The organism is Tardiphaga sp. GW821-FHT12E02 (assembly GCF_058807155.1).
In genome coordinates, this window is the sequence record NZ_JBXAQK010000001.1 from 5,113,900 (window position 1) to 5,136,721 (window position 22,822).

11 protein-coding genes and 1 pseudogene are annotated in these 22,822 nt (G+C 63.7%); 2 read left to right on the plus strand and 10 right to left on the minus strand.

All coding sequences use genetic code 11. From position 1 onward, the window contains the following. Nucleotide 1 precedes the first annotated feature (1 nt). The 5 genes from AC1RQ5_RS24230 to AC1RQ5_RS24250 are packed head-to-tail and all read right to left on the minus strand — an operon-like array spanning nucleotide 2 to nucleotide 6,284. The gene (locus AC1RQ5_RS24230; protein WP_493202367.1) at nucleotides 2-1,612 is read right to left on the minus strand and encodes an ABC transporter ATP-binding protein; all 1,611 of its coding nucleotides are present in this window, start codon (nucleotides 1,610-1,612) and stop codon (nucleotides 2-4) included. Beyond that, nucleotides 1,609-2,496 (minus strand): ABC transporter permease, encoded by an 888-nt coding sequence (locus AC1RQ5_RS24235; RefSeq protein ID WP_493202369.1) that lies wholly within the window; start codon nucleotides 2,494-2,496, stop codon nucleotides 1,609-1,611. Before AC1RQ5_RS24235 ends, AC1RQ5_RS24230 begins: the two co-directional genes overlap by 4 nt. Further along, entirely contained in the window at nucleotides 2,493-3,437 is a 945-nt protein-coding gene (locus AC1RQ5_RS24240; protein ID WP_493203547.1) for an ABC transporter permease, read from the minus strand. Before AC1RQ5_RS24240 ends, AC1RQ5_RS24235 begins: the two co-directional genes overlap by 4 nt. A gap of 8 nt (nucleotides 3,438-3,445) precedes the next feature. Next, complete coding sequence (locus tag AC1RQ5_RS24245; protein ID WP_493202371.1) at nucleotides 3,446-5,038, minus strand: ABC transporter substrate-binding protein; 1,593 nt, start codon at nucleotides 5,036-5,038, stop codon at nucleotides 3,446-3,448. A gap of 52 nt (nucleotides 5,039-5,090) precedes the next feature. Beyond that, nucleotides 5,091-6,284 (minus strand): serine hydrolase domain-containing protein, encoded by a 1,194-nt coding sequence (locus tag AC1RQ5_RS24250; protein WP_493202372.1) that lies wholly within the window; start codon nucleotides 6,282-6,284, stop codon nucleotides 5,091-5,093. Between the two features lie 209 nt (nucleotides 6,285-6,493). Here AC1RQ5_RS24250 and AC1RQ5_RS24255 point away from each other — a divergent pair, with 209 nt between their 5' ends. Both AC1RQ5_RS24255 and AC1RQ5_RS24260 read left to right on the plus strand, forming a co-directional pair. Then, nucleotides 6,494-7,477 carry a helix-turn-helix domain-containing protein gene (locus tag AC1RQ5_RS24255; RefSeq protein ID WP_493202374.1) on the plus strand — a complete coding sequence of 328 codons (984 nt, stop codon included), beginning with the start codon at nucleotides 6,494-6,496 and terminating at the stop codon, nucleotides 7,475-7,477. Between the two features lie 65 nt (nucleotides 7,478-7,542). Beyond that, nucleotides 7,543-7,828 (plus strand): annotated as a pseudogene (locus AC1RQ5_RS24260) (transposase); the annotation flags it as partial. A 101-nt stretch (nucleotides 7,829-7,929) separates the two neighbouring features. Here the strand turns inward: AC1RQ5_RS24260 and AC1RQ5_RS24265 are convergent. The 5 genes from AC1RQ5_RS24265 to AC1RQ5_RS24285 all read right to left on the minus strand — a co-directional run bounded on the left by AC1RQ5_RS24265 (nucleotide 7,930) and on the right by AC1RQ5_RS24285 (nucleotide 22,810). After that, nucleotides 7,930-19,212, minus strand: a complete 11,283-nt coding sequence (locus AC1RQ5_RS24265; protein ID WP_493202375.1) for a filamentous hemagglutinin family protein — start codon at nucleotides 19,210-19,212, stop codon at nucleotides 7,930-7,932. Nucleotides 19,213-19,345: 133 nt separating this feature from the next. Continuing rightward, entirely contained in the window at nucleotides 19,346-20,329 is a 984-nt protein-coding gene (locus tag AC1RQ5_RS24270; RefSeq protein ID WP_493202377.1) for a FecR family protein, read from the minus strand. Further along, nucleotides 20,316-20,888: an RNA polymerase sigma factor gene (locus AC1RQ5_RS24275; protein WP_398482850.1), complete on the minus strand. Its 573-nt coding sequence runs from the start codon at nucleotides 20,886-20,888 to the stop codon at nucleotides 20,316-20,318. Before AC1RQ5_RS24275 ends, AC1RQ5_RS24270 begins: the two co-directional genes overlap by 14 nt. Before the next feature lie 53 nt (nucleotides 20,889-20,941). Further along, the gene (locus tag AC1RQ5_RS24280) at nucleotides 20,942-21,568 is read right to left on the minus strand and encodes an STN domain-containing protein (RefSeq protein ID WP_493202379.1); all 627 of its coding nucleotides are present in this window, start codon (nucleotides 21,566-21,568) and stop codon (nucleotides 20,942-20,944) included. 288 nt (nucleotides 21,569-21,856) lie between these two features. After that, entirely contained in the window at nucleotides 21,857-22,810 is a 954-nt protein-coding gene (locus tag AC1RQ5_RS24285; protein ID WP_493202380.1) for a hypothetical protein, read from the minus strand. Nucleotides 22,811-22,822: the final 12 nt, after the last annotated feature.

Here is a 22,822-nt window from a genome sequence, read left to right on the forward strand (position 1 = left end):
ATTACTGAAGACGTTCGCGGCCGGGCGCAGCAGCGAACAGCGCGCGGGTATAGGCATGTTGCGGATTGGCAAAGATCTCCGCAGTCGGACCGCTCTCGACGATCTCGCCGGATTTCATCACCATGATGCGATCGCAAAGTTCACCGGCAACGCGCAGGTCATGGGTGATGAACAGCATCGCCAGGCCAAGCCGGCTGCGCAGGTCAGCGAACAGCTTCAACACCTGTGCCTGTACGGTGACGTCGAGCGCCGACACCGCTTCGTCGGCGACCAATATCTGCGGCTCCGAGGCCAGGGCACGCGCAATGCAAATGCGCTGGCGCTGGCCGCCGGAGAATTCGTGTGGGAAGCGATGCATCACCTGCGGATCCATCCCGACCAGTTCGAGCAGCGCCGACACCTTTTCGCGAGCGACCTGCGGTGATGCACCAAAATTGACCACGCCCTCGATCATCGACTGGCCAACCGACAGGCGCGGATTGAGCGAGCGATAGGGATCCTGAAACACGACCTGGATGTAGCGGCGATGCGGCCGCAGGGTTTCATTAGAGACCGCCGCGATGTCGGTCCCGAGCAGGTTGATCTCGCCCGATGTCGGCCTCATCAGCCGAGCCACGCAGCGCGCCAGCGTCGACTTGCCGGAGCCGGATTCGCCGACCACACCGAGGATCTCGCCGCGGCCGAGCGTGAAGCCGGCATCGCGGACCGCATGGGTGACACGACCACGCCCGAACAAGCCACGATGACCATAGGTCATCTTCAGCCCCTTCACCGCGAGCACATCGGGCGCCGGCTCGCGCGCGGTCGTCGGGATATTGATGCCCTTCGGTACGGATTCGATCAGCAGACGCGTATAGGCCTGGGCAGGATGCCCGAGCACCGCGTCGGCGCTGCCGCTCTCGACCACAGCGCCCTTTTGCATCACCACAACCTGATCGGCGATGTCGGCAACCACACCAAAATCATGCGTGATAAAGAGCACACCGATGTTCTTGCGCTTCACCAGATCTTTGATGAGCATCAGGATCTGCTTCTGCGTGGTCACATCGAGCGCCGTGGTCGGCTCGTCCGCGATCAGCAACACCGGCTCCAGCAGCATCGCCATGGCGATCATCACGCGCTGGCGCTGGCCGCCCGACAGCTGGTGCGGATAGGCCTGCATCATCTGCGGAGCATTGGGCAGCAGCATGTCTTCCAGCGCCGCCAGCACGCGTCTGTTGACCTCGGCCTTGCTCGGCCGCACCTCCGAATGCCATTCGATTAGCTCGGCAAGTTGCTCGCGCACGGTCATCACCGGATTGAGCGCCGTCATCGGCTCCTGGAAGATCATGCCGATGCGGCTGCCGCGCAACGCGCGCATGCGCTCGGCCGATGCGCCCAACAGCTCCTCGCCGAGCAATGTGATCGATCCACCCGCCGGTCTCAGCCCGTCTGGCAACAGCCCCATGACGCTGAAGGCCGTGACCGATTTGCCGGAACCGGACTCGCCAACGACGCAGACAATGCCGCCCGATGGCACCGTGATGTCGATGTCCTTGACGATACAACGACCATCGGCCTCGCTGCTCAGGCCGACTGTCAAGCCGCGGATGTCGAGCAATGCGTCGCTCATTTCGGGCCTCCCACCGATCGGGCCAGCCGCGGATCGAGCATGTCACGCAGGCCATCGCCGAGCCGGTTGATGCCGAGCACCGTCAGCGCGATGCAGATGCCGGGAAACAACATCAGCCCCGGCCGCACCTGAAAATAAAGCCGCGCGTCGGACATCATGTTGCCCCAGCTTGGAATCTCGTCGGGCATGCCGATGCCGAGGAACGAGAGCGACGCTTCGATCAGGATTGCGGATGAGGCGATATAGGTCGCCTGCACGATCAGCGGCGCCATGATGTTTGGCACGATATGCCGAGCCATCAGCACCGGCAGCCGTGTCCCCATGCTGACGGCCGCTTCGACATACGCCTCTTCGCGCACCGTGAGCACCACGCTACGCACCATGCGGGCGACGCGCGGAATCTCCGGGATCGCGATGGCGATGCAGATCGTGGTGATGGATGGGCCGAGACCGCCGATCAGCGCGATCGCCAGCAGGATGGCCGGAATCGCCATCATCCCGTCCATCATGCGCATCAGCACATTGTCGATCCAGCGCACCATGCCCGCGATCAAGCCAAGCAGGCTACCCAAGACGATGGCGATAAAGGCGACCGAGGCGCCAACGACCAGCGAGACGCGGCTGCCATAAACCAGCCGGCTCCAGATATCGCGACCGAGATTATCGGTGCCGAGCCAGTTGACAGCACTGGGCGGACGCAGCCGCAGGCGCGGCTTGATGGCCGCAGGATCCACCGTCCACAGCCAGCTGGCAAAGATGGCGATCAACGCCAACAGCACGAGGATGCAAAGGCCGAACAGCACTGTCCTGTTGCTCAGGAGTCGGCCGGCGAAGGCACGAATATTGATTGATGAGGTGGGTGCAGAGACCGCGATCGTGCTCATTGCTGGCTAATCCTCGGATCGAAGAAGGAATAGCTGAGATCAACCAGCAGATTGATCGCCACGTAGGCGCCACCGAACACGATAATTACGCCCTGGATCACCGGGTAGTCACGCGCCAGCACCGAGTCCACGACGAGACGGCCGAGGCCGGGAAGATTGAACACGCTTTCGGTGACCACGACGCCGCCAATCAGCAACGCGATGCCAATGCCGACGATGGAGACGATCGGCACCGCCGCATTGCGCAGCGCATGCTTGAACACCACGATCCGCTCCGGCAAGCCCTTGGCCCGCGCGGTACGGACAAAATCCTCCGACAGAACTTCGAGCATGCTCGTGCGCGCCACACGCGCGATCAGCGCGATATAGACGAGGCTCAGCGTCAGCGTCGGCAATGTCAGGTGCCAGAGGAAAAGACCGAGCCCGTCGCTCAGCGGCACGTAACCCTGCACAGGGAACAGCCCGAGTTGCATCGATAGCAGATAGATCCAGAAATAGCCGATGGCGAAGGTCGGTACCGCAAAGCCGGTTACCGACGTCCACATAGCGAAGCGATCGAGCCAGCCGCCACGCCGCCATGCAGCGAGCACGCCGATTGGCACACCGACGACCACCGAGAACACAATCGTGGTGATCGACACGGCGACCGTCGGGCCGACGCGTTGGGTGATCAGTGCCGTGACCGGCTGGCCGGACACGATCGAAGTGCCGAGATCGCCATGCAACATGCGCCATAGCCAGTTCAGAAACTGCATCGCCAGCGGCTGATCAAGGCCGAGACGCGCTCGGATGGCAGCGATGGCCGAGGGATCGGCATTGTCGCCGGCGAGTTGCGCCACCGGATCGCCCGAGGCGAAGCGCAGCAGCATGAATGCGATCAGCGCCACCACCCCCAGCACGGGGATGACCGAGACTGACCGCTTCAGGAGAACGCCGGCGATTGCCATGCTCAGGCCGTCTTCTCGACGTTCCAGAACAGCGGTGCCGGCGCCTTGACGATATCCTTGAGCGCCTTGCTGTGCGACACGGGCTGCTTGAACTGGCCGCCCGGAATGTGGGTCATCACCTCATAAGCGCGCTTCTGGATCGCTTCGGCCACTGTTTTCTGCGCAACCGCATCCGGCTCCAGCGCGAACTTGCTGCGCAAGCTTTCGATCTCCGTATCCTCCGGCCAGCCAAAGAAGCCGCCGGTCTTGCCGCGGGTGTCGAGCACCGTGCTGGCCAGTGGATTCATCAGCTCCGTCGTGGTGGTGACCCAGTGGGTCATCGACCAGCCGCCATTGGCCGTGGAATCCTGCTTGACACGGCGCGCCAGCAGCGAGCCCCAATCCATGGTCTGCACCTCGACATTCATGCCGATGGCACGCAGTTTTTGTGCGGTGACCGTGCTGGAGCCGGACAGCAGCGGCGAGTCGGTGCCCTGCAGCATCACGACCTTCTCACCCTTGTAGCCGCCCTTCTTGAGCAGTTCCTTGGCGCGGGCGATATCAGGCTTGGTGTTCCAGCCGACTTCGCTGGCCAGTGGTGTGGTGACGCCAAACATCGCTGCAGAGGCCTGGTAATAGTCGGGATTCCCTACCTGTGCGTCGAGCCAGTCGGCCTGGTCGCTCGCATACATGACCGCCTGGCGGATTTCCTGCTTGTTGAACGGCTCGCTGAGCCAATTCATGCGCACCACCGACATGAAGCCGAGCGGATTGTAATCGGCGACGGTTACGTCCTTGGCCGCGATCAGCGACGGCAACATGTCGTGCGGTGCCGCTTCGAGGAAGTCGATCTCCTTGTTGATCAGCGCATTCGCCGCGGTTTGGAAGTCCGGCATGCTGATCCACTCATAGCGGTCGATCTTGACGATCTTGCCGCCGGCGAGGCCGTCCGACGGCTCGTCGCGCGAGACATAGTCCGCATTACGCTCATAGACCGCGCGGCTGCCGGGCCGAAACTCCGACGTGACAAATTTGAACGGGCCGGAGCCGACGAATTCGGTGACCGGCTGTTCCGGCGGCTGCGCAGCAAGACGCGCTGGCATGATGAAGGGCATGATGCTCGATGGCTTCGCGAGTGTCTGCAGCACCTGGCCATAGGGCGATTTCAGCACGAATTGGAACGTGCGCTCGTCCACCGGCTTCAGCTCGGCGACGAAACTCATCATCCGCGCGCCCATCGTGTCCCGTTTGGCCCAGCGCTGTAGTGACGGAATGACGTCGGCGGATGTCACCGGCGCGCCGTCGTGAAACTTGAGACCAGAGCGCAGCTTGAACGTATAGGTCAGCTTGTCGGCGGACACCTCATACGTATCGACCATCTGCGGACGGATCTGGAATTTGGAGTCGGTCGAGAACAGCGTGTCATAGATGTTCAGGCCGTGATTGCGCCCGGTCCAGGCCGTGTTGATGACCGGATCGGTAGCACGCAACGGCGCATGCATCACTGCACGTATGACCTTGCCAGACTGCGCGCGCGCGATGCGCGGCATCATCCCGGCAGCAAGCCCTGCGGCACCGGCCTTGAGCAACGAGCGACGGCTGAAATCATTGAGCATGACGATCTCCGGGGCAATGGGAATTGAAATCGGAAAAAACGATATCGAACAACTACGCGGCCAGATGCGCACCGATGGCTCGGAAAGCAGCAAGCCAACGATGATCGATTGCGATATCCATCGGACTGGGCTGCGCGGCGACCTTCACGATCACGGTATCAGTCGATGGATCGACATGGATCCACTGACCGTGAATACCCACGGCCGCGAGATCGTTGCGCGCGGGATCGATCGTGTACCAGCAGGCGCGGTAGCGGCCGTCCGGAAACACGAAGGCCAGATCGCCGTCTTTCCAGGCCTGTTTGTCGCCGTTGGCATGGATGTCATCGATCCATGCCCCCGGCACCACTTGCGCGCCATTAGCGATGCCGCGTTGACGGATCATCTCGCCGAACCGTGCGAGATCGCGCACCGTGGCACAGATGCCACCGGCCGAGCGCGACGCACCATGAGTGTCGAGCGTGATATAGGCGTCGTCCGCGGCACCCATCGGCACCCAGATATGGTCCGACAGAATCTGCGCATAGGGCTTGCCGCAGGCCTTTTCATAGACCCAGCCAAGCACGTCCGTATTGGTCGAGACGTAATGAAAGACCTTGCCGTGCGGCCCGCCATTCGGCCGCAGCGTGGCGAGGAAGCTGCGCTGATCGCCCTGCGCCGTCCCGTTCGGCAGCACGTCCCAACCATTGCAGAGCCGATATTTGACCACGTCCCCTTCGGGGTCGTCATAATCTTCGTCGAACTTGATCGCCACGGTCATATCGAGCAGGTCGCGGACCGTGCAGCCGCCATAGACCGACGACGCGACTTCCGGGACATAATGCGTGACCGGCTTATCGGGATCGAGCAGGCCGCGCTCGACCAGCACGCCGCCGAGCGTGCCACAGATCGATTTGCTCACCGAGCAGACCAGATGCGGCGTGTGCGGAGTCATGCCCTCGCCGTACCACTCGGTGACGATCTCGCCGCGATGCAGCACGATGAGGCCATCGGCATAGGTCTGGGCCAATGTCTCTGCGAGCGTTGTTGAGACGCCCTCGCCATAGGTGAATGCCAGGGCGCCGAGATCGCGGAATGCAGTCTTGAGCGGCGTTGGCGCCGCACCGCGCCGTATATCGGCGGTCGGCAACACCTGACGGACATTGCGAAAACTCCACTGGCTGTAGGGATATTTGCGCCAGTTGAACCGGGTCACGAGCGCCTCAGCGGCGGGCGGAGCGCCTTTCATGACATCGCTTGGCTTCATCGCATCCTCGCAGAACATGTCCGTCGCCCGGCATCAGCATTGATCCGGACGAGCGATCATTGGCGAGCATGCGAATTGACCGTTATCAAAAATCGGCAATTCTTCGCCCAGACCGACCGGAGCCCACTGGCACATCGCTTGCAAAACGAAGCCCGGACGTTTCATTATTCAACCGGCGCGGCTCCAGAGCGGCCATCCGGGAGGCCTGCATGACGCTAAATGCCTCAGATCATTGGCTGTTTGCCGCATCGAGCGACGATGTCGATGCGCATTGCGCCAATCTTGGGCGCTGGCGGCTTGACTATGATCAGATCAGTGCCGGCGCATTTCGCGGCAGCTTCACGGAATTGCGGCTGCCGGGTATCCAGGTCTTCCGCGAGATCACCAGCCAGCGCGTGCGCCAATACGGACGTCTAGGCGTCGACAGTTTCGGTATCGCGCTTCCGTGGCGAGGCGGCGATATCAACTTCAACGGCACCTGCATGTCCTCAGGTAATGTGATCGCGTGCTTCGACGCCGAAGTGGATATGTGTACACCACCCGAATTCGAACTGCGCGGGGTGGTGATGGATGCCCGTCTGCTTGAGGATACGCTAAAGGATCTGGAGATCGAGCTTCCTGACGGCATCTGGCACCAGTTGCGGGAGCTGCGCACGGATCCGGGCGCCGCACAGCGCCTGCGTCTGTTGCTGGAATATGTGCAGGAGGTCGTCGACGATAATCCGACGATCCTCGACAATCCCGCAGCGCGGCAACAACTCGAGGATAACCTGCTCACCGAAGTCATCGATCTGCTGCCCAGCCTGAAGCCGTGCGACGATCTGCGCGGCGGCAGCGCCCGCAAGCGGCTCGTTGACCGCGCTTGCGCCCTGATGCTTTCCACACCCGAACAGCCGATGACCATCCTCGACATCTGCAAAGGCGTCGGCGCCAGCCGCCGCAAGTTGAACTACTGTTTCCAGGATGTGCTTGGTAGCAACCCGATCCACTATCTACGCGCCGTACGCCTCAATCGTGTCCGGCGCGAACTCAAGCAATGTGTCGATGAACGGATCGGCGTCTATGATGTCGCCGTCAAATGGGGCTTCTGGCATTTTAGCCAATTCTCCCTCGACTACAAACGTCACTTCACGGAATTGCCCTCAGAAACATTGCGACGCGGGCGGTTGGATGCTCAACCGGGACGCTGGTGAATGACCGCGCGACGCTTCTCTATTTGACCCAGCAAGCGGGACCGCGATACCTAGGAGCTCAAGCCCCCCGGTGTTGTCCGAAGATGCCGTCCCGTAGAGTACCCGTTCGATTTACGAGAGTGCCCGGGACATGGCGCGCCGCATCGCCAGGACGGAGCCCTATGTAACCTCGCGCCGTGAACGCAAGACAATCAAGATGTTATCGCCCATGTGAAGCGTATCCTGCGCCTTGATCGGCTCAGGCTGAGAGGCCCTTGCGGTGCGCGAGACGAGTTCCTGCTCGCCGCCACAGCCCAGAATCTTCGGAAGCTGGCCAAGCTGATCCCGGTGCCCGCTCCAATGCCTGCTTGAGCAGGGCACACTCATGCGCAAGATCCCGGTGCCATGCCAGCGATCAGTTTGCTGACTTATTCAACACAATCCGCCAGAAGCGGACATTCCTCCTCAAGCCGCTATTGTCCAGCTTGCTGCATCAGCGCTCGCTTTTCCGCTTCGGTCAGCAGCGTCTCGCCGATCGCGTTCAGTTTGCCGGCGCCAACGATCTGAAATCTGCTGTCCACATCATAAGCGCGTCGTTCGCGCCGGCGCGGCTCGGTCTCACTGGGCATTGCATCCTCGCCTCCATAGCCCAGCACTTCGACGATAATCATGGACGGGCCCTGGTTCGGCGCGGACGCCTGCATGGCGTCCTTGGCCGAACTTGCTGCCTGAGCCGCGGTGGTGTCAGCAGTGAGCGGGACCACCGTCGGCGTTGTCGCCTGTGGAATGCCCGTCGCCGTGCCGCCAATTACCTGGATGTTGTTGAGCCCGACCACGCGCAATGCGGCGATGTTGATATCACCGAGCACACGGATGCCCGCGTCGCCGGCATTGACCTCACCGCGGAAGGCGAGCAGATCGATCCGGCTCTTTCGGCGCGTCGGCGTGACGCCCATGCTTCCCTTGGCGGCCCCGACGGAGTCCAGCACGCCGATGCCGGCACCGGTCTGCAGACCGAATACATTGAGATCGATGACACCGTCATTGCTCATCGTGTAGCTCAGCGGCACCTGGAACACCGACGTCTTGGTGCCCGAGCCCGCGGTGATGTCGCCATTCGACGTCCACATGGTGATATCGCCGCCCTGCAAGGTGAAGACGCGTGAGGTAAACAGGTCGATGTTCTGATCGGCCATGATGCGGACGTCCCCCCCGCGCCGGGTCACTGCACCGCCCGAATTGGGCGAATAATTCTCCGGCGGGAATGCGGTGCCGATCTCGACTCGCCCGTAAGGCGCCACAATGGTGATGTCAGCCTGCACCATTGTTTCCACTGGCTTCGAATTGAGCAGGATGTTGCCCACAGCAGCCTTATTGCTACTCACCGGAAAGAGTGTGGCCACCGCTTGATAGCCGCGGTCATAGTTTTGATAGCGGGCGCCTGCGCTGTTGTTGTAGTCGATACCTGTCTCTTTCAGTTCGGTGAAATACACCTTTAGCAGGAACGCTTCGCGATGCGCGCTGGGCAGCGCCTTGAAGGCGGCGACCAGATCGGCGCCGGACAGGCCTGTGACGCCCATGCCGCGCATGTAATCCGCAAGCTCGGCAAGATACGTGCGCACCACACCCCGACTGTTGGCGGGATCAAGATAGGTATCGGCAAAGCGGTCATAATCGGTGGCATTGGCCGCCCCGGCCCTCATCACGATATTGGCAGCGGCATCCCGCGGCAGAGCCAGATTGCCGGTCCCGCCACCACCGGCGCTTGTGACGGCCGCGCCGTTATTGCCGGCGCCGAAATCGATGCTTTGCCCCGCCTCGATAAGCAGCGTGCCCGGTCCGGCCGCTGCAATTGCCGGGTTGCGGACATCGTGGCCCGCAATAACGCTGGACCAGGCATCCGCCTGATTGTGCTGCAGGCTGAGCTTCGGCGAGAGGATGTCGCGGCCGGCATAGAATGCAGCGGCCTTCGGCAGCGTCAGATAGAATTGCGCAAGGCCGGTTGCGGTGGCGCTGCAGGCAATGTTGATGGCCACATTGCAGACCGAACCGTCAAGCGCATAGATCCGCGCATTGTCGCGGTCGCCAGCGTGAAGCAGCGTGAAGCCGCGCAGCATGTTATTCGCGGCGGACGCGCTGAATATCGGACGCGTATTGGCATATTCGGTCCGGTCAGTGCCGGCTGCACCGCGCGTAGTGGAAAACGCCACCAGCGGGCCGCGGTCGTAAGCAGCCGCGACATCTTCCATCACGATCGCGGTCGATGGCGCCGTATAGCCGATCCGAACATCCTGCTGCGCCAGCAATTCCAGTGTGCCGCGCGGGGTCGAGGCTATTTTCAGCGCGCTTGAAAATCGTGGTGTCATCAGCACGCTGGATTCGAGCGAGGCGAATTTGAGCGTGCCGGGCGCACGGCCGAGCAGTTCAAGCAGCACCGGCCGCGGAGCGGTTCCACCTTCGATCGCTGCACTTGCATTGACCGCATAGGCGTAGCCACGGCTCACATCGACCGAGGCCCACGGATCGTTGCGATAATTCACCGCGCCGCCAACGGCGGTGATATCGAGCGCCGTGCGCGCGGAATATCCGTAGAAGCCCGAACCGGTCAGAGCCGGCGTACCCGTGAGATTCTCGGTGATTTGCGATTGCAGCATCGGATCGAACGCCGCATGGATGGTTGCGGTCGAGAGCGCAGTCACCCGTGCCGTCGCGTCCATCAGGCCGAACATCGCATTCACCGAGCCGTCGACAAAGGTCGACGAGACGAGTGCGCTGCGCAGCTTTGCGGTATCGGCGCTGGCCGCAAGGTTGCGGCCGGCCATCACCTCGACTTTACCCTTGCCGAGCACAAACAGCCCGCCCAGAACATCCCGGCCCGCAAGCAAGTCGAGATCGCCGCCACCACGGACGTAAAGCTGCGATGCATCTGCGACAGCGCCGATGCTCGTGGTCATATGTCCCGTAGTAGGGATCGCCACCGCGAGGTCCTTGATGTCGCGGCCCGCATTGACCTTAACATTGCCGCCACCAAGAGCGCCGACGCCCTGTTCGAAATTCTTGTAGACCACCGACCAGCTCGTCTGCTGCGTGACCTTCGACGTGGACGCGTTGCCATTCCACTCGCTGTCGCCATAGCGGAACAACCAGGCCGAACTGGTCTGCTGGGTCAGCGGTGCCGTGATATCGCGACCGGCGCTGACGCGGATATTGCCGCCTTCGGTGGCAAAGTCGCCAACCCTGGCGGTGCCGAGCAAGGCCGGATTGAAGCCGGCCTCGGTGACGGTCTTCCGGCCGGCGCTGTAGATCACCGAATTCTGCGCAACAAGCTTGAGATCGCGTCCGGCCGCGATGGTGATACCGCCGGTGCCGGTGCGGATCATGGTATTTGCAGCGAGCGCGATGTCGCCGGCGCTGTCGAGGCCGTAGGTGAAGGAGCGGCCGGCAAGCAGCGCTGCGCTGCGGCTGGCATTGGCGAAACCATCGCTGATGGTGGCGTTGACGGCGATACTGCCGCCAGCGGTGAGGCCGAGATAACCGGCACCGCCAAGACCGGCGAGGTCGATATCGGCGTTGACGGCAAGATCGCCGGCGCTCGCCATCAGCATGCCAGGCCGCACCTCGAAGTCAGGACGACCGAGACGGGCCTGAATCGTTCCCGCATTGCCGAGCCACGCTGCTGCATCGTTCAACATCGTATTGACGATTGCCGCATCGACGCTGCTGCTATTGTAGACCTCGACGCCATCGATCTCGCGCAGTCGCGCGCCGATGAACGTACCCGCAAGGCGATCAATCGCAATGTCATTTCCGCTCCGACGGGCACGGATAACGATCGTGCCACCGCTACGGCTACCGCCTGACACGTTGATCACGGCGCCGGGCGCTACATCCATACGCCCGTCCAACGCGTTGATCTCAACCTTGCCGCTGGCGGGATCAAAGCCGCCCGGCTCGGCTGCACCAGCCTGGGCGTCGATCAAGGCTGTTGCCTGGAGCGTTACGCCGGTGCCGCCCGTCAGACGCACGCTGCCGCCGTCGGGCGAGCCCGCGGTGCCCGCGGCATCGATGGTGCCGGCAATATCCACCACGCCGGCGTCGGAACGCAAAGACACATCATGCGCGATGATGGTTTCGCCGGCGCCGAGAGAGATCCCCTGCTGACGGAGGCGGAGGTCGCGGGCATGATTGAAGCCGCCGCGGTTGAGCGCCGTATTCAGTGTCGAGAAGCTATCGATACGCGCGGCGTCGAGGGTGAAATCGCCGCCTCTGGAATCCGGCTGCGCTTGGCCGCGCAGGGTTGCAGCAACGTTTGCCGCGTCACCCGCCTTGAGCCCGATGGTGCCGGCATCGCCGCCGCCTGCCGGGGCCGAAACGTCGAGCACCGCGCGCTGTGACAGATCGAGCACATTGGCCGCCGTGAGGCGGATCATGCCGCCCGGGGCATATTTCACGACATCCCGCATCGCCAAAGCCTGGCCGGCAACATCGATCAGCGCCCAAGGCGCGACCACGACAGAGTCACCCGCCGTGGCCTCAAACACGCCGGACGGCAGGATCACTTTGCTCGCAAGCAGGACTGTGCCAGCCGCATTGACTGCGAGCCGTCCGCCCATGGCGGTCGGCCGCGCGAAGGCGCGCGCGGATTGCGTGAGCGCGAGATGGCCGCCCACTTTGAGCGTGTAGTCGACGCCCGAGCCAGCAGTGGCGACGCCTGTGCCCAGGGTCGCATCACCCGAGAATTCAAGCGCGCCGCTGCCGGCCGCCTGGAGCATGCCCATCGTACCCTGCAGCAACGCATAGCCGCCGATCCGGACGGACCCCGACAAGAGCAGCGTATCAACATCGAGCGCCAATGTGCCCGCGCCCGCATTGGCCGCCGCCGCTGTCGGCGCGGCGCTGTTCATCAGCCTCAATTCGCCGACCGCGATGGTGGTGGTGACACCGCCATCGGCATGGCCCTGCAGCAGGCCGGTATCGAGCGTCAGCCTGCCCAGGGTCGCATCGCCGGACGGAGCACGGCCGCCGAGAACAATATCGCCGTAAAGATGGATCGACTCCTGGCCGCGCAGCAGGAGATCACTGGCGGAAGCCAGGCGGGCGACGGTGTCGAGACCCAGCGTCGTGCCCGTCTCTCCAGCAGGCACATTGCCGATATTGATACGGCGCGACGCCAGATCGAGCTGGCGGGCGGCGAAGATCGAATCCGGTGCGATCGCCAGCGTGCGGCTCGCATCGAGCAGCATCGATCCCGCGGCCGTCAGCATGGCGTGCCGGCCGATGGTCAATTCGCCCGCGACACCGGCCGTGCCGGTGCGCGTGACATTGATGCGGCTGCCGGTCGACAGCCGCAACAACGCGCTGTCACCGGTCAGGAGCAGGTCGCTGCGGTCGTTCACCGGTTCGCCGGTGGCCGTGATGACCGCATTGTCGGCGATCGTGAGACTGGTCGTGGCCGCCAGAATGATCTCCGGCCCGCTCAGCGGTGACGCTGCGGTATCGACGATGACGTCGGTCGCGATCACTTTGACGCTGGTGCCCGCCGCGGTGCTGGTACGCGTGCCGCCGATCAGCAGGCTGCCGGCACCGAACGCGCTGACCGCGCGCGCATCCAGCCGGAGAAAGCCGGCCGGCGCCGTCGCGCCATCACCGACCACCGCGAGCCTGGCCGCGGCGATATCGAGATTGCCCTGCAATCCGCCGTCCGGCGCGCCGAAGCGGCCGCTGCCGTTCAGGGTCAATGTCTGGGTGGCGGCGAGAATGACGGTGCCGGCGTCGAATGGCGTCCGCACGGCTGCGCCGGCCGCAGCAGCGAGGTCTTCGGCCACGGCGTTGAAGAAATAGGCCTTGGTCTCGGTATATTGACCAAAGGTCGCCTGATCCATGACCAGGAAACGCGTGTAGCTCTGATCGTGAATCGGTGTCCCCGCCACAGCGTAATAGCCGGTCGCGATCACCGCGCCGTCGGGCCGCACCAGCGGCGCCTGGGCCGACCGATAACTGCCGCCGATCGGTTCAACCAGGCGGCCACCGGGCAGCAATGCATAGGCCGATGGCAGCAATGTGTAGTACCCCGGCGCGAGGCCCGGCACGCCGTCGAGCCAGACCCTGTCGCCGACTTTCAGCCGCGGATCCTGCAGGACATTGATGTTCGAACGGTTGTTGCCGGGAACGCCGCTTGCCGCATAAGGCTGCCGCGGCAGCGGTGTGGTGCTCATGCCGGGCACGATGGCAAACCGGAACGTGCTGGCGTCATAGGCCAGGATGTCGGTCCTGCCGCCATTGCCGGGCACGAAACGCCAGGCCAGCAGGTCGCCGCCGCCGGACACATCGATCACGGCGCCTGCCTGCACGTTCACATTCGGCCCGTCGAGGCGCACCGCCTTGACCGGCGCGTCACCGGGATTTCGATAGTCACCGAACACGAGAGTCGGCTCGATGACGCCATAGGGCACGACGAGGCCTTCGAGCGACGCCGAGGTCAGGCTGCCCGGCGCAAGCGTCAACGATTGCGACGCCTCCAGCCGGATCTCGCCTTGCGGTGCGCGCAGCACGCCGCCCTGCACGATGTTCGGCGCGCGCACCGTCAGCCGCTCGCCAAAGGAATACGGGACCGGCGCGGCGCCACCATTGCCGGTGAAGGTGACCGAGCGGTTCGAGCTCACCAGGAAGCCCGGATCGCTGCTCTGCCGCACGACGCCGGCGCGCGCGGTCACATAGGTTTGTGCCGCGTTGAATGTGAGCGCGCCTGCAGAGAACAGGCCGGCCGGCTGGTTCGGATCGTTGGCCTCGCTGCCATGCAGACGGATATCGCCTGTCGCAATGAAGCGCGCGGTATCGAAGCCGCCGACACCGGCACAGCCGCCGAGGCCACAGCCGAGATACACCCGTGTTGCGATATCGATCAGGTCCGCACGCACGGTGAGATCGCCGTTCAGCACGGTTGCCGCGACGAGCGGGGCTGTGGTGCTGGTCGCGCCGGAGCCGAGGCTGACATAGGACGCGCCCAGCTGGACCCGGGCCGGGCGGCTGGTGATGGTGCCCAGCAGATGGGTGACCAGCGACATCGACCGGCGCGCGTTCAGTGTCACGTGGCCGTCAAAGCGAATGCCGAGATTGGTGCGATCGGCATAAGTGGCGGTGCCGAGAACGAGATCGTCGAGATCGGACTCATTGATGCGATCCGCGACGACGATGAGGCCCGGCAGCGATGGGACCGCGCTGTTGCGCAGCACCGGGCTGAAACCGGGCAGCATGTCCTGGCGGACGATAATGCCCGGATCGCCTGGCGTTCCTGCGATGGTGGTCCGGATCTCCAGCGTGCCACCTCTCCCGGCCGCGCCGCCCGGCGCCAGTTCGAACTGACCGCCAAGCACCCCACGCGTCGCATAGATGCTGATCGCGCCGGCATTGCCGTCGATCATTGTCGGCGTATGGGGCGCGCGCGACATCACCGGGTTTGAACCGGTACCGGCGAGGTCAGCGATGTCGCGAATGCCTGACACGTCGAGCACCGCGCCCGGATCCATCAGCATGGTCACGGCCGATGCCCATGGCGCGGACGCGAGACTTGAGCGACCACCGGCGATCAGGATCGTGCCACCCGCCGCCACGCGCCGTTGCATCTGCCGGCCATCGCGCACGACATCCACATAACCCGGCGCCGCCAGCCGCGCATGCGCGCCCAAGCGAACGACCGGCGACAACACCTGTATCGTTCCACCGGGCGTCGCGGCTGTGCCATCAACGAAAAGATTGTTGAGCGAGGCAAGCCGCACCAGGGAGCCCGGCTCCATCCGGATCGTCGCGCCGGTTTCGATGTTGAGAACGCCCGGATAACGGACGCTGCCGGCGCTGAGCAGCCCGGTCCCGTCCACGACCTCGACACGGTTGACGGCGACGCCGGTATCGATATCGACCGGCACGGTCGACAGGCTGAGCGTCATCGGGCTACGCAATTCGCCCGGCAGCACGACGCGCCCGGCCACCTCGGGCAATTTCGTGCCCGTGGCGACCAGCCGCGCATCGCCGAGCTGCAGTGTCTCGACCGACGGCGCAATCACGGTCCCTGCCGCCACCGTCACACCGCGCGCGCCGCTGATGGCAAAGCCCGAAAAACCGCCGCGGGTGAAGAGATCGGCGTCGATCGCCCGCGTGGTCACGAACTGCACCTGCTGGTCGAAGATGGCGCCGGTCGGGATGAGCGTGGACGCCGCGATGGTGACGTCGCGGGTGGCGATCCCCGCCGGATGGGTGATCGTCTTCGCGGCGATCGCGATTCCACGCGGGAACGCATTGGCGGGAACGACGTAATTGGCCGGCAGGGTGCCGGTCCAGGTCATCAGCTGCGTGCCGGCAGGAACGACGGCGCCGGCGCGATATTGCGTATTTGCCACCGAGCGCACTGTCACGCCGGCCGGTACGGTCCAGTCGGCGGCGATAGACAGAGGTGTCGCTGACGAGACGCCGGTGACTGTCACGGCCACAGGCAAGGCGCGGCCGGCTTCTGCCCGGGTCGCCACATAGAAGCCGGCAACCGGCAGTCGCGCCCCTGCCGGAACGATGACGGATGTCGCGAGACGCAAGTCGCGGGGGGCACGCTGCCCCGCCGCCAGGATGTCGTTTGGCGTCACGGCATGATTGCTGATGACAATCTCCTCGCCGGTATCGATACTCAGCGTACCGCCGCGGCCGAGCGCGTAGCCGCGCAGCGTCTCGTCAAGGACGAGCCGGCCATTGCTCGGCTCGAGGTCGGCAGCCGGCGACGCATAAGTGTAGCGAGCGCTGGTATCGATGACGATCGATCCGCCATTTCCGGCGGTTATTCTGGAGCCGCTGCTGTCGAGATGACCGCCGCCGCTGACATCGATCAGCGAGCCTTTGTCTGCGACAAGATTATAGCTGACGATCCTGACTTTGCCGCCATCGATCGCGCGCGGCGATCGCTCGCCGCTTAGATATTCATTGAGCCACAATCCGGCGACATCGATCACGCCGGTGCTGCGCAGCAAGGTGCCGGGCCGTTCGGAATCGGGAAGTTGCGCCCAGTTCTCGGTCGAACTGCCCGCATTAGTGGACGGTGCCTGCACGGTCTGGATCGATACGGAGCCACCGGGCGCACGCACCGTGCCGGCGATATCGGCCTGGCGGCCGAAGAAATTGAACGCCCCGAACAGGCCGAGATCGACCGTCACGCCCGCGCCGATCACAAGATGACCTGCGGTCGGATAAGGCCCCGGCCCGGAGATGACGCCGGTGTCGGGATCGGCGGCGCCTTGTGACGTATAGCCGCTTCGGAGCGTGACATTGCCGAAGCCACTTCCGTCGAACCAGTGGGCCGGCAGGATGTGACGATAGGCATTGGCGTAATCGAGCGCGGTGTCGAATTTGAAGCCGCTCGCCAGCCGTGGGCCGACATCGGCAATCGTGATGTCGCCGCCGAGATAGGTCGGGTCCGAGCCGGCGAAAGAAAGGATGCCACCGAACAGCAGCGATGCGCGCGCCGGCATTTCCTGCCAGACCTTGCTGACATCGGCCATGCCGGCGCCGGTGGGCGCGGCGAGCTGGTTCGGGCCGACGACAAGACCGGTCAGCATTTCGCCATCGAAGATACGGAATGCGTCGCGCGCCTGCGCGCCTGCGGTGGCGGCGTCCCTGCTGACGTCCAGTTCCAGCCGTCCAGCCGATCTCCCTTCGACATAGCCTCGGACAAATCCGGACAACTGCCCGCGATCGAACACCGACGTGTGGATCTCGGTCATGCCCCAGCGCGGGCGCATGACCACGAAGCCGCGCTCCGACTCGATATAGGTGACGCCGGGCACCGCGTCCTCGATACGCACGCGGCGACCGGTCTGATCCATCAGGATGGTGCTCTTGATGTATCCGTCGCCATAGCGCACGCTGCCGCCGGACAGATCGATGGTCGAGCCGTCCCGCGCGATGATTTCCTTTCCACGCAGGGCGATCGTACCGCCCGTGGTCATGAACTGGCCGATGTCGCGCGCGATCAGGTCATAATAGCCCGCCACATCCGCGATCCGGACGCCGAACCGCGCATCGAAAGTGATCTTCCGGCCGCGCAATGCGCTGTCGCGCAGAACCGGATTGATGCTCAGCTCGGCCGCGCGCAATTCCGCCTGAATGGCGTTCTGCTCCATCGCAACCGATACGTCGCGCAGGCCCGAGACGTCGATCCGCGCGCCCTGCCCGATATAGACCCGGCTGTCGAGGCCGGTGGTGGCCGCCTCGGGCAGTGTCCATAGTCCGATACGGCCGGATGGCAGATAGAGCGTGGACTCATCAAGGGCGAGGATCTTGTAGCCGGCGACGTCCATCATCGACTGCCGATAGCCGATGGTGCCGACCGCCTTCTGCCCGCTGTCGTCGGGCGTGATCGCGGTCACGCTGCCTGGACCGAAGGTGACAGTGCCACGCCGCTGATTGGCATTGGGGGAGCCGATATAGCCGCTTTCGGGCGCGGGCGGGACGACCTCGGTAAAGGCCTGACGGTTCGGCATCCCCTCGACAGCCCGCATCACGATGGAGCCATTGGCTTCCACGCCGGTGGTGGCCAGCAACACGCCGGTCTGATTGATGGTTTTTCCGGTCATGGTGATATTGCCGAGCGGCGTCGACACCAGTCCGGAATTCTCCGCCACGCCGCCACGATCGACAGCAAGCAGATAGCCGCGGATATCCGGCAGCGCGCTCTTGTTGATGACGACGCCGCGGCCGGCGGCGAACACGACCTGACCGTTTGGCGCTTCGATGGTGCCGCGATTGACGACATTGTGGCCAGCCAGGAACGCCTGGCCGTAATTGCCGATCCTGATCTGCGCGCCCGCGTCGATCGTTACGCCGTCGAGCGGCGCGAATACTTCGCCGGCCAGTGAGCGTTGCGATGTGGTGGTAAAGTCCTCGCCGAAAGCGACCGGGAGATCGCCGGTGAAGGACAGCAGGCCATTGAGGAATCGCGCATTGCGCGCGGTCACATTGGCCGGTGAATCCGACAGATAGCTGGCGCCGCTCAGGCCCGGCAGTGCAATTTCGAGACTCGATGCGACCAGTGTCGAGACATTGATCTGGCTCGATCCGCCGAAGACGATGCCGTTCCTGTTGATGGCATAAACCTGGCCCTCGGCCTTGATGGTTCCAAGGATGCGGCTCGGCGCCAGCGACGGATCGATGACGCGATTCATCACGATCCAGTTAGGCACGTCGCTGCCACCGGCGGTCTGGTTGAAATAAAGATCGGTCTCGCGCCCGATATTGAAGCTGCTCCAGGTCAGGATCGCTTTCGGCTGGGTCTGCTTCACCTCGACCTGGATACGTCCGCCCTGCGGCGCGGATGTCGGCGCATTGGCGCCCTGCCACAGGGTCGGATCGGCACCGGCATTCGGCGCGACAACCAGCCCGCCGGCTGTCAGCCCGTTCGGCACCGCGCCGGATGCAGCCATGGCCGCCGCGCGGTCGAGCTGCAATCTGGCTCGCATCGCGGCCAGGCTGGCATTCGCGCGGGCCATGGAGATCGATGTCTGCACAGCCGCCGCTGCCGCCGCCTGCTGCGCGCCCGCCTGCGCGGCGGCAGCGGCATTTGCGGAAGCTGCACCGGATCCGCCACCGAGGCTGCGTGCCTCAACGGCAACAAGCGATCCCATCAGCAATGCCGTCACGCTGGCGCCTGTCAGCAGAGCACGGCGAAAACGCAAGTCCGGCCGCTGCGCAAGCTTGCGGATCATCTGGGGCCGAACGGTCATGGCAGGTCCTTATCAGAACGGATGGCCATCATTGACGATGCGCCGGGAGAGCTCCGCTTGATGAGTCGCTTTTGATCGCTTCAATCCGCACAGGCTTGTGCAAATAAATTTGCGCCGGCCGGCCGGCAGACGATCAGCTCAGGATCACAACTCCGGCGGGAAACCATGTCGCCCGAGCGCCGAACGCATTTGCGAGCTTGGGAACCACGTCTTCGATCCGGTCGAGACTGAAGCGCGCCGTGACCATCCGGCGTCCGAGCGCCTTGTTAGCGACGATGATTTTTCCGCGGCGATAGCGATTGGCTTCCGCCACCACATCGCTGAGCGGCGCATCGAGAAAGATCAGCTGTCCGCTGCGCCACGCCGTAACGACCTCGGGATCGATCGACATCACGGAGCCAAGGTCCTGACCGGAATAAGAAATCTGCTGCCGTCGACCGATCGAGGTCACGCGATCGCCGAGAGCGATCTCGATCACGCCTTCGAGGCAGGTCACGCGCACGTCGGAAGCGATATGCCGGATACAAAAGACGGCATTGCGCGAGCGCATCCGGCCATCTGCCGCGATGACTTCGAAATCCTGCGCGCCCGTGACAATCGCCCCCTCGCCTGAAATGAGTTCAATCCGGCGCTCGCCATCCACTGCAATGCTGGTCTGCGTATTCATCTCCAGCGTCACATTATCGGCGAGACTAAGCCGCCGTTGTTCCCCTGTTGCGGTCAGGTAGTCGGACGCCAGCACGTCCGGAAGCGAAGGCCATAAGCCGAGCGGCGGACTGATCATGGCATATGAGGCAGCAGCGGCCATTGTGCCGCCGAGAAAAACGCGGCGATTGACAAAGCGACGCGGCATGATCGGCTGCGCAACAGCTGCGCGACGCGCCGCCACGTTGCGCGCGGCAGGCGCCAGCTCGGACCACAATTGCTTTGTCTCGTTAAACGCCCGGGCATGGTGCGGGCTTTCACCAAGCCAGCGCTTGAATCTGGTGAGATCGCTGGCACTTGCGCTGCCCGGCCGCAGCTTGAGCAGCCAGGCCCGCGCTTCCTGATGCGGCAGATCGGTCTCGCGCTCGGTCATTGCCCCAGATTGCTCGATAGTATCGTCAAAACCGGTCATCGCCAGTCCTCCCTGCGCTGGAGGCCTTCGATGTCGCTTTGCGAATACGTCGCGTTGACGGCCGCTGCAACTGCGCGGCGCAATGATCCAGCGCCTTTCTGAGCTCGCTCTCGACCAGCCGCGACGAAATCCCGAGCGACGCAGCAATATCGAGGATTGGCGTCTCGTCGAGTCGGGCAGCAAGGAAGACGGCCCTTTGCCGTGGCGGCAATGCCTCGATCGCGCGCTCAAGCGCCGCGATCTCGAAGCGGCCCTCGGCCATCCGGTCAGTTTGCGCCATCTCGTCGGCAAGGTTGATGGCTGCCTCGATCTCCACGGGCGATGCTTGCCGATCTTCTGATCGTCGTAGCACCACGGCGATGTTGAGCGCGATCCGGTACAGATACGCATCCGGGCGTTGGACGCCTGTGATATCACCAGTGCGGTTGAGCCGCACATAGGTCTCGTGCAGCGTTTCCCGGGCGAGATCGCTCGATCCCAGGCGACGCCGCAGCCGCAGAAAAAAGTCATCATAGCGCACCACGAGAAGATCGCGCAAAGCTGCCCAGGTCGCGGTCATGATGCGCTCAGTGTCCCATCGCCACGCAATTTTCGGTCAGCGGACCCGCCACGTCAGCACGCCTCCGCAGCAAGCGGCAGGATCAGCATCATGATCGGCTGTGGCAGATCCGACGGCGGCGGGACGTCGAAAGTGACACGCTTCAGCGCTTCCACCAGACCATGACGCGACGACTCATCGGTCGCGTCGAGCATTTCCAGTCGCTCCATCGCGCCTGAAGCGGCAATCCTGAATCTGACAAGCACGCGCTCCCTGCTCACCACGGCTGCTGGCGTGTGGCAGAATGCCCGTGCAAAACTCCCTTGGATTTCGGCGAAGAATGCAGCGTGCCGACTGCTGGTCGGTCGGGAGGCTTGCTCGACCGGCTGCAGATCCGATAGCGCCACGATCGTGATCGCGCCCGGCGCGACCGCGCGGGCGGCGAGGCCCGACGCAGCCAGGATGAGCAGGATCGCTTCGTCGGCGGTGAAACGTCCCTTCAGACCGGAAGAGTGGTGGCGATATGTCAGCGCACTGTCGTAGATCAGCTCGATGCCCGTCGCGGCGCCGAAGGCGACCAGTGCCGGGCCGAGCGGCTGCGCGGCAATCTCGAAATCGAAACGGTCGGTGCGCGCGGCAGGACTACCGCCCGCTGCCGACATGACCCATAAAACGCAGATGCCGAGGGTCACAACGATCAATACACTCAGCCGCCTGGCAGCCTGACCGACGACCAAAGGCCCGCCGCTGCGCAACTGTCGTGATTGAAAACGCTCCAAACGCATGCGCTGACGCCCCTGCCGCCCGCGACTGAGTTTGACTATCCCGGATCAGGCTACCACCCGCCTTTTAGATACTCTGTATGACAGTTTTCTGATGGTCCGCTTTGCGCCAGAAGATGCTCGGCGCCTGCGCGGTCGGAATACCCGCTCTCGTGCCCTTGCACCGATTTTCATCTAACAGCGGACGTCGAGCACAAGCCGACATCGTCAAACCGATGATCCGTACAGCGCCGCGTGTTCGGCCTGATACGGCCCGTAGGATTCCTTCAGTGTCGCGAGATTGAGCAGCATCGTTGCCACCAGCGTCTGACTGGCGTCACGAACCTCCGTGCATACCCACAGGCTCTCGGTGCGCTTGCTGCCGGACATGGCGACCACCTCGCGCTGGACGCTATAATCCTCGCCGACAAAGAGCGGCCCCTTGACCACGCGGATCTCCTGATCGGCGAAAAGACCGACAGCAGGGCCCTTTACGGGAAAGCCGTCCTTCTTGCTCGTATGCTGGAACAGCACGCTCAGCATTTCCATCGGGATGACGGCGCGCCGCCACGGGGTGTCATTGCCGCTGTAATAACGCGATGGCTCGGTGATCACCTTTAGCTTCTGCGCCAGTGAAAATGGATAGAGGTCGCCCATATGCTGGTCGAGATCCATCCGCACTGTCTGCGGCGCCGTGGTCATTCCGATCGTGACGTCGCGCAGGATGACCGGATCGGTCAGAGGCTTCAACTCGGTCAGTCTCACGTCGAGCGCAGACGGCGACGCACCGCCGCCGATCGATGCGCTACCGCGCAAAATCTCGGTGCCGTCGCGCTTGATCGTACGGATCGCCGTATAGCGCGCGCCGACGGCAGGATTCTCGACAACTGCCTGCACCTCCTCGCCTTCATAGGCGGCATTGCGATAATGCGCCGAGATGCAACCGCTTTCGAACCATGCATCGCCCCACAATCGCGCGCAGAGCGGCGCGAACTGGCTGAAATGCGTCGGACCTTCGATGGTGCCGCCCTTGAAGCCGAGTTTCTGCGCGGTCGCATCGTCGTGGATCGAGGCGTGAGAATCATAGGTCTGTGCGTGCAGCATCTGCCGCGGCTGACGCCACGGGCCATGCAGCGCGCCGTCAACATCCTGTATCTCGGTATCGAATGCAGCACTCGTCATCGCATCACTCCA

Excerpts from the sequence above, each read along its gene's own strand:
- AC1RQ5_RS24230 (WP_493202367.1), bottom strand. The coding sequence starts at position 1,612 with ATGAGCGACGCATTGCTCGACATCCGCGGCTTGACAGTCGGCCTGAGC.
- AC1RQ5_RS24235 (WP_493202369.1), bottom strand. The coding sequence starts at position 2,496 with ATGAGCACGATCGCGGTCTCTGCACCCACCTCATCAATCAATATTCGT.
- AC1RQ5_RS24245 (WP_493202371.1), bottom strand. The coding sequence starts at position 5,038 with ATGCTCAATGATTTCAGCCGTCGCTCGTTGCTCAAGGCCGGTGCCGCA.
- AC1RQ5_RS24250 (WP_493202372.1), bottom strand. The coding sequence starts at position 6,284 with ATGAAGCCAAGCGATGTCATGAAAGGCGCTCCGCCCGCCGCTGAGGCG.
- AC1RQ5_RS24255 (WP_493202374.1), top strand. The coding sequence starts at position 6,494 with ATGACGCTAAATGCCTCAGATCATTGGCTGTTTGCCGCATCGAGCGAC.
- AC1RQ5_RS24265 (WP_493202375.1), bottom strand. The coding sequence starts at position 19,212 with ATGACCGTTCGGCCCCAGATGATCCGCAAGCTTGCGCAGCGGCCGGAC.
- AC1RQ5_RS24270 (WP_493202377.1), bottom strand. The coding sequence starts at position 20,329 with ATGACCGGTTTTGACGATACTATCGAGCAATCTGGGGCAATGACCGAG.
- AC1RQ5_RS24275 (WP_398482850.1), bottom strand. The coding sequence starts at position 20,888 with ATGACCGCGACCTGGGCAGCTTTGCGCGATCTTCTCGTGGTGCGCTAT.
- AC1RQ5_RS24285 (WP_493202380.1), bottom strand. The coding sequence starts at position 22,810 with ATGACGAGTGCTGCATTCGATACCGAGATACAGGATGTTGACGGCGCG.